Source organism: Halobacterium bonnevillei, assembly GCF_009831555.1.
In the GTDB taxonomy this organism is placed as follows: domain Archaea; phylum Halobacteriota; class Halobacteria; order Halobacteriales; family Halobacteriaceae; genus Halobacterium; species Halobacterium bonnevillei.
Window position 1 is genome coordinate 1 of record NZ_WUUU01000106.1, and the last position, 10,724, is coordinate 10,724.

Below are 10,724 nucleotides of genomic sequence, written 5' to 3' on the forward strand. Positions count from 1 at the left end.
AGTGCCGCGCACTCGTCGAATCGCGCGAGCCGTCCGTCGTGCTCATCGGCGGCACGCACACCGGCCGCGACTTCGCGGGCCGCGTCGCGGTCCCCGTCCACGCCGGCCTCACGGCCGACTGCACGGAACTCGACGTCGACGAGGACGGCCACCTCGCCGCCCGACGACCCGCGTTCGGCGGGAACGTTCTCGCGACCATCAAGTGCGAGGACCACCGGCCGCAGATGGCGACCGTGCGGGCGGGCGTCTTCGAGGCGGCCGACCCCGACCCCGACCGCGAGGGCGACGTGGAGTTCGTCGACGTCGTCGTCGACGAGGCGGACACGGTCACGGAGGTCCTCGAACGGGACGTCGGGGAGACGGTGGACATCACCGACGCCGACCGCATCGTCGCCGCGGGCGGCGGCACGGACGGCGACATCGACCCCGTCGTGGAACTCACGGACGCGCTGGACGCCGAACTCGCGGCGAGCCGGAAAGCCGTCGACGAGGGCTGGGTGAGCCACGACCGACAGGTCGGGCAGACCGGCAAGACGGTCCGCCCCGACCTCTACGTCGCCGTCGGCGTCTCCGGCGCGGTCCAGCACGTCGAGGGGATGAACGACAGCGACGTCGTCGTCGCGATCAACAACGACCCGAACGCACCGATCTTCGAGCACGCCGACTACGGCATCGTCGGCGACCTCTTCGAGGTCTGTCCCGAGCTGATCGACCTACTGGAGGGGGTCGAGGACCCCCAGGAGGCACTCGCATGACGACTGACACGACCGAACAGACGGACGCGGGCGGCGGGATCGCCGCCGACCGCACGGTCTCGGACCCCGACTACGACGACGCGTTCGACGCCGTCGTCGTCGGCGCAGGACTCGCCGGCAGCGCCGCCGCGCTCACGATGGCCAGCGCGAGCCTGGACGTCCTCGTCGTCGAACGCGGGACCTCGCCCGGGGCGAAGAACGTCTTCGGCGGGGTGCTGTACACGCCGACCATCCGCGAACTGGTCGACGTCGAGGACGCGCCCCTGGAGCGCTACGTCGGCGAGAAGCGCTTCGGCGTGCTGACCGAGGACGACGAAACCGCCGTGTCGATACAGCCCGGGGCGTGGCGCGACGACCCCCACAACGACTCCTACACCGTCCTGCGGGGCGACTTCGACGAGTGGTTCGCCGAGCAGGCTGTCGAAGCGGGCGCGACGCTCGTCACCGAAACGACGGTGACCGGTCTCCTGCGCGACGACGACGGCACGGTCGTCGGCGTCGAAACGGACCGCCCCGACGGCACATTGCGCGCCCCCATGGTCGTGCTCGCGGAGGGCGGGAACTCCCTGGTCTCGGAGGGCGCGGACCTGAAGGAGCGACCGGAGCGGGGCGACGTCGCCGTCGCCGTCAAGGAAGTGCTGGAGTTCCCGGACGCCGACGACGCCATCGAACAGCGGTTCCGGCTGACGGGCGACGGGGGCGCCGCCTACCACTACTTCGGTGACGGCGCGGTCGGCGACGCGTTCGGCGGCGCCTTCATCTACACGAACGACGACACGCTCAGCGTCGGTCTGGCGTACCGCATCGACGACGCGGTGACGACCCAGCCGAACCCCGCGGAGACGCTCGACCACTTCAAGTCCCACCCGGCGGTCGCGCCGCTCGTTCGCGGCGGCCGGACCGTCGAGTACGCCGCGAAGACGATTCCGGAGGGCGGCGCGGAGGCGGTGCCCGACCTCGTCCACGACGGCGCCGTCGTCGTCGGGGACGCCGCGGGCCTCGTGCTGAACAACGGCGTCCACCTCGAGGGCACCAACATGGCCGTCGAGAGCGGCTACTACGCGGGCCTCGCGGTGGCTGACGCCGTCGCCTCCGGGCGCACCAAGGCCCACGCGCTCGCGGACTACCCGCGCTCGCTGGAGTCGTCGTTCGTCGTCAAGAACCTCGAACACTACGAGTGGCTGCTGAACGCCGTCGAGGACGACCGCGACCTGCTGTTCTCGGAGCTGCCGCGAGCGGTCGCGGACGCCGGCGCGGAGTACTTCCGCGTCGACCACGCCCCGAAACACGACCACGCAGCGAACGCGAAGTCGCGGCTGTTCGAGACGGTCGGCGGCTGGCGCGGCGCTGCGAAACTCGCGTGGCGGTACCGGAAGGTGATCTCATGAGCAACACACCATCGACCCCCGACGTCGAGAACGCGTCACTCGAAGACCGGCTGTACACGGTCAAGTACGAGGACCCCGGCGAGTCACACCTGGACGTCCAGGTCGTCGGGTTCTGCGTCGAGCGCTGCACGACCGACGACTGCGTCGACGTCTGTCCCGCCGACGTTTGGCGGAAAGACGAGGACGGCGAACCCGTGATCGCCTACGAGAACTGCCTTGAGTGCGGGAGCTGTCGGTTCGCCTGTCCGTACAACAACGTCGTCTGGGAGTACCCCGAGAACGGGTCGGGTGTCACGTACCAGTACGGCTGACCGCTCCCGTTTCCCTTCCCATTGCTGCTCCCGTTTCCACGCCCGTGTCCGCTCTCGCCCCCGCGCCCTTCCCGCTCGCTGCGCCCGTCTCAGACTCCACGAATCGCACCCGATTGCCGTCGACGCAGAACCCACAGCGGGCGTCTGTTCTCGTGCTGTCGGCCGTGCGAAGATAAAGTCCTGTATTTGCCACCCACATCGTGGAGGCGGTCGGGGTAGTACGTGCACGTAGCGGACACGAATCGTCGGACAAAGCCGCCACGACGGGCGGCCGCCGTCGCCGGACGGGGCGGCAAGGCTTCCCGTCTCGGCGGCCCCAAGCAACCGAGTCGGAAGCCCGAACCCCAAGATCATGCAACTCACCGAAGCCACAGTCCGCGGCCGCCTCGCGGGAGTCGAGGACCCGTTTCTCGGCGGCAGCATCCTCGATCTCGGACTGGTCGCGGACGTCGACGTCGATCCCACGACGATTCACGTCACAGTCGCATTGAACGCGCCGTATGCGCCCGACGAGCGACGCATCGGCGACCGCATCCGCGACGCGCTGTCCACCCTCGACCGCACGGTTCGCGTCTACGCCGACCCGCCGACCGGCGCCGTCCGGCCCCCGCTCCCCCACGTCAAGAACGTCGTCGCAGTCACCTCCGGCCCCCAGCGGGCCGGACAGACGGCGGTCGCGGTCAACCTCGCAGCTGAGCTCGCGAACCGCGGCGCGCGCGTGGGGGTGCTCGACGCGGACGTCGACGGTCCGGGCGTCCGGTCGGCCCTCGACGTTACGGACGCCGTGAACGTGGACGACGACGGTGCCCTCGTTCCGGTCGAACGCGACGGCCTGAAGGTGGCGAGCGTCACCGACGTCCTCGGCGAGGACCCGCCGCACGTCGAGCGGACCGAGCTCGGCGAACGCCTCCTCGCGGGCCTCGTCCACGACGTCGAGTGGCAGCCCCTCGACTACCTGTTCGTCGCCGCGCCGCCGGTCAGCGACGCAACCGACGCCCGGTTCCTGGCCGCCGCGCCCGTGACCGGCGCGGTCGTCGTGACGTCGGCGGAGACGAGCCCCGCCGGGGACGGACTGCAGTGCGTCGACGCGCTCGCCGAGCACGGCGTCCCCGTCCTCGGCATCGCGGAGAACACGCCCGCACTGGAGTGTCCGGGCTGTCGGCCAGGGTGGGGACGCCGCGCTCCGGACCGCGTCGACCCGACCGGCGTCCTGTGTCTCGGCCCGGTGTCGGTCGACCGATCGGACGGCGTCGTCGTCGAGAACGGCGACGAAGTGGCGGCGTCCGTCTCGGCGCTCGCGGACGCGGTCACTAACGAGGTCGGCGTGCTCCACCGACTCACCGCGTGCGCCGTCGCGCCGGAGAACACGGCGACTGCGTCGGGGTGCTCGCCGTCGTACGAGTGGAGCGACCGGTTCTCGCAGTCCGGCGACGATCAGACCTCCGGGCAGTCGGAGCGCGACTCGACGAGGGAGTATATAAAACGCTGTAAACTGGTGCATAGCTGACTCGGGGCGGTGTACCCTCCATCCAAATGAGGTGAAATAGCCATGTCATACCAAGCGGCCAACCCGCTGTCCGAGGAGTTCTCCTTAGAACTCTCCGGGCCGCTGGCGGGGTACTGGCTCGCGTTCCTTCGCGTCGTCACCGGCTGGTGGTTCTTCCACGCCGGCGTGACGAAACTCATCGAGGACGGCCTGTCCTACAGTTACGGGCCGATGTACCTCCAGGGGATGGAGGGCACTGCGCTGGGTCCACTTCCCGTCTGGATGGGGAACAATCTCGGCTGGCTCATCGAGGCGATGGTCCCGCTGGGGGAGACGCTCATCGGCCTCGGGCTCCTGTTCGGGGTGCTCGTCCGACTCGCGTCCGTGTTCGGCGCGTTCTTCATGACCCTGTTCTGGGTCGGGAACGCCAGCTTCGGCCACGGCCTGGTCAACGGCGACCTCATGGGCCTGCTGCTGTTCGGCACCATGATCGTGTTCGCGACCGGCCGGTACTACGGCCTCGATGCAATCATCGAACGGACGAAGTTCGTGAAGAATCGTCCGAGACTCAGGTACCTACTCGGGTGAGGAGGTGAACAACAATGACACAAACACTCAACACAATCGACAAGGCGGCGATGGCGGTCAGCGGCTTCCTCATGGTGCTGGGCATCGCCGTGCTCGGCATCGTGGAGATACTCGCTGGCGAGCCCTACGGTGCTGCGGCGGTCGAGCAGACGAACGAAGCGGGTGAGGTGGTCAACACCATCTACCCCGCCGTCGACCCGACAATCAGGACCGGGCTCGTGATCCTCGGGCTCGTGATCCTGCTGCTGTGGGGGATCTACAAGGTGACGTCGCCCATCCCGGGCGAGGAGCAGGCGCGCACGACCGAAGTGCCGAGTGACTGAACATCCGACTGCACTGGTTTTTCGACGGCGTCGACAGATCGATGCCGTCCCAACCCGAGATTCGCCACGAGCAGCGCGCTGAACGGTGATTCCCACGAGCAGAAAATCGCAACCCCATATATAGTGTGTCGTCGTCGAACGTCGAACTGTGATGATCGAGCAATCCGTCGAGCAAGGTGGGGCAGCCCCGAACACGGGGCCGCTCGACGTGCAGTTAGCGGTCGAGATCGACGACGCCGCGGGGTGTCCGCTACGCGACCGCGAACTCGAGGACGTCCGGCAGACGGTGAGCCGTTCCGGACTCGGCGACCAGGCGACCTGCCAGGTCGCGGTCGCGGACGGGAACGGCGGCGGGTACGAACGCACGACGGCGGGCGACACTTGTCCGTGCCTCGTGTTCGACGCCCACGACTGCATCTGCGACGTCGAGCACGTCAGCGGCGGCACGATGTTGTTCTCCGCGGTCGTACCGAGCCGCGACGTGCTGCGGTCGATTATTTCCGACCTGCGCGCGCTCGGCACCGACGTGTCCCTCGAACGCATCCGGACCGGGACGGCACCGAAGAGCAACGCCAGCGACTGCGTGGCGTTGACCGAGAAGCAGCGGGAGGTGCTGGAACTCGCCATCGAGTCCGGGTACTACGACCGGCCGCGCGAGACGACGCTGGCTGAACTCGCCGACGAACTCGACGTCACGGCGTCGGCAGTCTCGCAGCGGCTGAACGCGGTCGAGCGGAAACTCGTCTGCGAACGCGCCCGCGAATTCGACCTCCAGTGACGACGTCGCCGGACGCCAAACGCCCCCACTTCCGGTGAACACGCCGCCGGACACCCGGCGCACACTCCTCCTGCGAAAACTGGACTGACCGCGGCAGGGTTTCGGCCGCTATTTCCCCCAGAACGGGTCGCGCTTCCGCTGGATCTCGAGGTACGCCTTCAGCGCCTCGCGCTCGTCGGCGGGAATCTCCTCGCTGAGTTCCTGTTCGAGGACTTTCGCGTGCTTCTCCGGGAGGTCCACCCAGAGCTCGTCGCCCTCGTCGATGTCGCGGCCGACAGTCGGGCCGTCGATGGAGACGCTGACGCGGTTGCCCGCCCGGGCCTCGTCGACGTCCTCGCCCTGCTCCTGGATGCCCTTCACGACGCCGACGCGATGGAGTTCGTTGCCCTCCACGTAGCCGACCGGAGTGTTGCGCTTCAGGGTGCCGGAGACGACCTCCACGCCGACCACGGCGGGGTCGCTCTGCCGGAACACGTGATCCTGGAGGATGCGGAACCGCGCGGGGCGCACGATGTTCTCGAAGATGGCTTCCTTCTGCTCGCGCTCCCTGGCCTCCACGAACTCCTCGTAGTCCTCGACCAGCTGGTAGATGACGTCGCTGTCGAAGAGGCGGACCTCCTCTTCCTCGGCTTTGTCCGCGGCGTCGTCGAGCACGTCGACGTTGAACCCGAGGATGGTGCGGTGTTTGTCCTCGTCGGCCGTCGTCGCCATCGAGACGTCCCGCGGCGCGATGTCGCCGACTTCCGCGGCCATCACGGGGATCTCGGCTTCCGCCATGGCGTTGGCGAGCGCTTCGAGGCTGCCGAGCGTGTCGGCTTTCACGACGACCCCCTCGTCGGCCGTCTCGACGGCGAACTCCGCGAGTTCCGCCTCGACGTCCGCGACCACGTCCGCGACGTCCTTGTCGCCGACCACGCGAACGGGCGCCCCCGCCATCGCGTCGTCGAGGTCGGGTGCCGCGATCTTCAGGCCGGCCGCGGCCTGCATCTCCGGGACGTCGTCGAACCGCTTCTCGGTGCGGATCTCGGAGAGCTCGCGGGGTTTCAACAGCGCGCGGACCTCCGTGACGATGGGGTCGTTCGTGCCGCCGACCACGATCTGGTCGCCCTGCTCGATGGTGCCGTCGTAGAGGATCACGTCCAGCGTCGTCCCGAACCCGCGCTCCTCGACCACTTCGAGGACCGTGCCGGCGCCCGGGCCGTCGATGTCGACCTCCATCTCGGATTTCATGTACCGCTGGGCCAGCCCCATCAACACGGTGAGGAGGTCGGGCACGCCCTCGCCGGTCTCCGCGGACACGGGGATGACGCCGATGTTCGACTGGAAGTTCTGGACGCGCCAGTAGAGGTCCGAGGAGAACCCGGCGCCGGAGAGTTCGCCGATGAGTTCGTACAGCTTCTCGTCGAGCTGGCTGCGCACGCGGTCGGACTGGTCCTCGTAGGTCTGCTTGACGGGCGCGTCCGCCGTGGGGTTCCAGCCGGGGATGGTGTCGATCTTGTTCGCGGCGACGACGAACGGCGTCCCGGTGTCCTTGAGGATGCGGATGGCTTCCTCGGTCTGGGGCTGGAAGCCGTCGTTGACGTCCACGACGAGGATGGCGATGTCCGCGAGCGCGCCGCCGCGCGACCGCAGCGTCGAGAACGAGTGGTGGCCCGGGGTGTCGATGAACAGCAGGCCGGGCAGGTCGAACTCCGTGGGGTCGACGAGGTTCCCGGCGACCTCCGAGACGACCTCCAGCGGCACGGCTGTCGCGCCGATGTGCTGGGTGATGGCGCCCGCCTCCCCCTCGATGACAGCGGAGCCGCGTATCTTGTCCAGCAGGCTGGTCTTCCCGTGGTCGACGTGCCCGAGGACTGCGACGATGGGCGTCCGCAGCTCCCCGGGGTCTTCGGTGGTGTCAGCGTCGGACATAGTAGAATCCTCCGAGAGAACGGTTGTTACCCGAACAGAGCGCCCGGTGGCGTATAATTCCATCGTAACGGGTGCGGGAACTGTCGCCGCCGCGCGGGCTATCCAGTACGCTCCGTCTCGGCGCTCGCACCGACCGGCTCCGTTAGGGTGTCGGCGCCCTGCTCGATTCGGACCGTCCGGGTCGGGAACGCCATGTCGAAGCCTGCATCGGCGAACGCACGCTGGATGCTCCGGTTGACCTCGTCCCTGATCGCCTTCCAGCGCCGGAGGTCGGTGATGAAGTAGTCCAGCCTGATCTGCATCGCCGAATCTCCGTACTCCCAGAACCACGCGCCCGTCTGTTCGCTGTCGACGCCGTCGACGCCGCGCGCAGTCTCCGCTGCCAGGGCTATCGCGGCGTCCATCTCCGAGGGCGTCGTGTCGTAGTTGAGGCCGACGAACGTCTTCACGCGCCGCGACGGCTCGGACGTGATGTTCGTCACTTCGGCGTTCGCGATGTCGGAGTTCGGTATCGTCACCGTGCGCCCGTCGAAGTCCCGGATCCGGGTCGTCCGCAGTCCGATCTCCTCGACCGTGCCCGCCGTCCCGTTGACGTCGACGACGTCGCCGACGAGGAACGGCTTCGTGGAGAGGATGTGCGCGCCGCCGAAAACGTCCGCCATCGTCTTCCGGGACGCGAACGCGACGGCGATGCCGCCGACGCCCAGCGACGCGATGATGGCGGTGACGTCGTATCCCACGGAGTCCAGGATGACGATGCCGGCGATCGAGACGATGGCGATGTTCGTGATGCGGCTGGCGATGGGCACGAGTTCGTCGTCGAGTTTCGACTCCGTCTCCTCGGCGTACTCCATCACGTACGTGTCGATGAAGCCGTCCGTCAGTCGGACCGCAATCCACGCGATTGACACCACGACTGGAATCTCGATGGACGCGTTCAACACCGACTGCAGAGGTTCGACCGGCGTGAGGAACTCCCGCCCGACCGCGACGCCGAATATCACGCCGAGGAGGACGATCGGACCGCCCAGCGAGTGCAGGATGATGTCGTCGACTTCGGTTTCCGTCGCCTCGGCTTTCACCTGCAGGCGGCGCCGGTAGACGAAGCTCAGGGACCGACCGAGCAGTGCGCCCGCACCGAGCACTGCGAAGAACAACACGTACTCCAGGAGCGTGCTCCCGAAGTACGTCTCGGATGCGATGGACTCGAATGGCATAGCTGTACCATGCTGCCACTTCACATAACCCTAGCCTCCTCGCACGCCCGACCGACGGGGGGACGGCCGCCGAATCGCCCCGTTCCTCCAGTAGCAATGCCCCAGACGCGTCTGACGCCCGTGCCACAACGGACGAAACTTTACTAACGTCTCCGTACTGTGGGTAGTGTATGGCCGACATCCTCGCAGAGAACCTCTCCGGGAAAGCCGTGATGGGGTCGGACGGGACCGAACTCGGAATGCTGTACAACATCACACTGGACCTCAAAAGCGGGAAACTCGAGGACCTGCTCGTTGAAGCCCACGAGGACTCAGCCGTGAACATCGACTTCCCGCAGGACGACGAGGGCCACTACTGCGTGCCCGTGAATCGCGTCCAGGCGGTCAAAGACTACATCGTCGTCCAGCGATAGTGCACGTCCTCGACGCGTCCGCGTTCATCCATGACTACGACGTGGACGGCCCGACGGCGTCGATTCCCGCGGTCCGCGACGAACTGACTGACGCGGCCGCGTACCGCTTCGACGCGCAGGCGGGCGGCGGCATGCAGGTGCAGGTACCGGGCGAGGCCGCGCTGGCCGCCGTCCGGGAGGCGGCGCGGACCACCGGCGACCTGGACGTGCTCTCCGAGACAGACCAGCGCCTGCTGGCCGCCGCGTACGAACTCGACGGCACGCTCGTCACCGACGACTACGCGGTCCAGAACGTCGCCGACGAACTCGGCGTGGGCGTCGACGCCATCGCGCAGGAGGGCATCAGCGAACGCCGCGACTGGAACTTCCAGTGCCAGGGCTGCGGCCGCGAGTTCGAGGGGTCACGCGACCGCTGTCCGGTGTGTGGGAGCGACCTCGCGCGCAAGAATCCTCGCTGAAAGTACGGTCGCACCGTCGAACGCACGCCGGGCACGCAGCGAGTCGAGTGTTCGTGGCCGGGTCAGTCGCCGTACTTGGGCGCTCCCGGCTGGCCGTCGACCGTTTCGAGGCCGTGTTCGAGGAGCTGGCGCAGGACTTCCTGTTCGGAGAGCCCGTACTCCCGGGCTAACTCGTCGACCTCCGCGGCGAGCGAATCTCCGCAGACGACCGAGTACTTCCGGGGCATGGGGTATCTTTGTTAGCACCCATCACACGTAATACTTAGTCAGCCCCGCGTCAGACGGCCGACGGCGGCCGCCAGCCCCGTTCGGGTGCGCCGCGCCCGCACTCCGACGAACGGTGTGAGTGCGACGCAGCTTACGTGAACGCGACGTACGCGAGCGCGAACTGGATCGCGTCGTACGCCCCGTGGACGAAGACGGGCGCGAACAGGTCGTCCGTGCGCTCGTACGTGACGCCGAGCACGAGCGAGACGACGAACAGGCGCGCCAGCGTCACCAGGACCGCGCCCGGCGTGGCCCCGCTGCCGGCGTACGCGAGGAGGTGTGCGCCCGTGAACACCAGACACCCGGCGACGACGGCGCCGCGCCGCGAGTACGCGCCGTAGAGGTACTTCTGGACGCCGTTGCGCGCGAGCAACTCCTCCCCGGGGCCGATGGCGAGAAACGACAGCAGGACCAGCGGCGGGAGAATCCCGGGGTGTTCGCGCGCCGTCTCGACGAGGCCGTGGCTGGTCTGGGGCAGGTCGAAGAACACCACCACGCCGACCATCGCGTAGTGGAGCGCGAGGATTGCGACGACGCCGACGCCCGCGACGACTGCGTCGCGCTTCGAGGGCCGACTGACGTCGATGCCGCCGTCGTACCACCGCACGAACGCGACGCCCGCGATGGCGTACCCGACGCTCGCGACGGCGGTGTTCGTGGGCACGGTCAGCAGCGGGTCCGAGGGCAGGAACCCCAGGGCGACCCCGCTGAGCAGCGACCCGAACAGCAGCGCGCCCACGGAGACGGCGACAGCGACGGCGAGACTGCGCTCGCGGCCGTGGACCGCGTCGGCGTCCAGGCCGGCGATTCCGGCGACGGCCACGCCCAC

Annotated in this window: 13 protein-coding genes; 9 read left to right on the forward strand and 4 right to left on the reverse strand. The window is 68.2% G+C overall.

The genetic code is table 11. The features are described from left to right. The 7 genes from GRX66_RS12435 to GRX66_RS12465 all read left to right on the forward strand — a co-directional run. Positions 1-755 (forward strand): electron transfer flavoprotein subunit alpha/FixB family protein (locus GRX66_RS12435; RefSeq protein WP_159526850.1); only part of this gene is annotated, 755 nt, incomplete at its 5' end. After that, complete coding sequence (locus tag GRX66_RS12440) at positions 752-2,143, forward strand: FAD-dependent oxidoreductase (RefSeq protein WP_159526851.1); 1,392 nt, start codon at positions 752-754, stop codon at positions 2,141-2,143. The genes GRX66_RS12435 and GRX66_RS12440, both read left to right, overlap by 4 nt. Beyond that, positions 2,140-2,454 carry a ferredoxin family protein gene (locus GRX66_RS12445; RefSeq protein WP_159526852.1) on the forward strand — a complete coding sequence of 105 codons (315 nt, stop codon included), beginning with the start codon at positions 2,140-2,142 and terminating at the stop codon, positions 2,452-2,454. Before GRX66_RS12440 ends, GRX66_RS12445 begins: the two co-directional genes overlap by 4 nt. Before the next feature lie 352 nt (positions 2,455-2,806). Beyond that, the gene (locus GRX66_RS12450) at positions 2,807-3,961 is read left to right on the forward strand and encodes a P-loop NTPase (RefSeq protein WP_159526853.1); all 1,155 of its coding nucleotides are present in this window, start codon (positions 2,807-2,809) and stop codon (positions 3,959-3,961) included. A 42-nt stretch (positions 3,962-4,003) separates the two neighbouring features. Further along, positions 4,004-4,528 carry a DoxX family protein gene (locus GRX66_RS12455; protein WP_159526854.1) on the forward strand — a complete coding sequence of 175 codons (525 nt, stop codon included), beginning with the start codon at positions 4,004-4,006 and terminating at the stop codon, positions 4,526-4,528. 14 nt (positions 4,529-4,542) lie between these two features. Further along, a complete protein-coding gene (locus tag GRX66_RS12460; RefSeq protein WP_159526855.1) occupies positions 4,543-4,851 on the forward strand; it encodes a hypothetical protein in 309 nt (102 codons plus the stop codon). Between the two features lie 151 nt (positions 4,852-5,002). Continuing rightward, positions 5,003-5,629, forward strand: coding sequence for a helix-turn-helix domain-containing protein (locus tag GRX66_RS12465; RefSeq protein WP_159526856.1), 627 nt, complete (start codon positions 5,003-5,005; stop codon positions 5,627-5,629). 108 nt (positions 5,630-5,737) lie between these two features. Here the strand turns inward: GRX66_RS12465 and infB are convergent, their stop codons facing one another. Next, complete coding sequence (gene infB, locus GRX66_RS12470) at positions 5,738-7,540, reverse strand: translation initiation factor IF-2 (protein WP_159526857.1); 1,803 nt, start codon at positions 7,538-7,540, stop codon at positions 5,738-5,740. Positions 7,541-7,638: 98 nt separating this feature from the next. After that, positions 7,639-8,757 carry a mechanosensitive ion channel family protein gene (locus tag GRX66_RS12475; RefSeq protein ID WP_159526858.1) on the reverse strand — a complete coding sequence of 373 codons (1,119 nt, stop codon included), beginning with the start codon at positions 8,755-8,757 and terminating at the stop codon, positions 7,639-7,641. A 170-nt stretch (positions 8,758-8,927) separates the two neighbouring features. Between GRX66_RS12475 and GRX66_RS12480 the strand changes: the two genes are divergently transcribed. Together GRX66_RS12480 and GRX66_RS12485 are read left to right on the forward strand one after the other, a co-directional pair. After that, positions 8,928-9,170 (forward strand): PRC-barrel domain-containing protein, encoded by a 243-nt coding sequence (locus GRX66_RS12480; protein ID WP_159526859.1) that lies wholly within the window; start codon positions 8,928-8,930, stop codon positions 9,168-9,170. Further along, complete coding sequence (locus GRX66_RS12485) at positions 9,170-9,628, forward strand: NOB1 family endonuclease (protein WP_325064094.1); 459 nt, start codon at positions 9,170-9,172, stop codon at positions 9,626-9,628. Before GRX66_RS12480 ends, GRX66_RS12485 begins: the two co-directional genes overlap by 1 nt. Positions 9,629-9,690: 62 nt before the next feature. On the opposite strand, the gene GRX66_RS12490 is transcribed toward GRX66_RS12485, so the two are convergent. After that, on the reverse strand, positions 9,691-9,855 hold the full coding sequence (locus GRX66_RS12490) for a ribbon-helix-helix protein, CopG family (RefSeq protein WP_159526860.1): 165 nt from the start codon (positions 9,853-9,855) through the stop codon (positions 9,691-9,693). Positions 9,856-9,986: 131 nt separating this feature from the next. After that, on the reverse strand, positions 9,987-10,724 hold a 738-nt coding region (locus GRX66_RS12495; protein ID WP_159526861.1), incomplete at its 5' end, for a CPBP family intramembrane glutamic endopeptidase.

Excerpts from the sequence above, each read along its gene's own strand:
- GRX66_RS12440 (WP_159526851.1), top strand. The coding sequence starts at position 752 with ATGACGACTGACACGACCGAACAGACGGACGCGGGCGGCGGGATCGCC.
- GRX66_RS12445 (WP_159526852.1), top strand. The coding sequence starts at position 2,140 with ATGAGCAACACACCATCGACCCCCGACGTCGAGAACGCGTCACTCGAA.
- GRX66_RS12450 (WP_159526853.1), top strand. The coding sequence starts at position 2,807 with ATGCAACTCACCGAAGCCACAGTCCGCGGCCGCCTCGCGGGAGTCGAG.
- GRX66_RS12455 (WP_159526854.1), top strand. The coding sequence starts at position 4,004 with ATGTCATACCAAGCGGCCAACCCGCTGTCCGAGGAGTTCTCCTTAGAA.
- GRX66_RS12460 (WP_159526855.1), top strand. The coding sequence starts at position 4,543 with ATGACACAAACACTCAACACAATCGACAAGGCGGCGATGGCGGTCAGC.
- GRX66_RS12465 (WP_159526856.1), top strand. The coding sequence starts at position 5,003 with ATGATCGAGCAATCCGTCGAGCAAGGTGGGGCAGCCCCGAACACGGGG.
- infB (WP_159526857.1), bottom strand. The coding sequence starts at position 7,540 with ATGTCCGACGCTGACACCACCGAAGACCCCGGGGAGCTGCGGACGCCC.
- GRX66_RS12475 (WP_159526858.1), bottom strand. The coding sequence starts at position 8,757 with ATGCCATTCGAGTCCATCGCATCCGAGACGTACTTCGGGAGCACGCTC.
- GRX66_RS12480 (WP_159526859.1), top strand. The coding sequence starts at position 8,928 with ATGGCCGACATCCTCGCAGAGAACCTCTCCGGGAAAGCCGTGATGGGG.
- GRX66_RS12490 (WP_159526860.1), bottom strand. The coding sequence starts at position 9,855 with ATGCCCCGGAAGTACTCGGTCGTCTGCGGAGATTCGCTCGCCGCGGAG.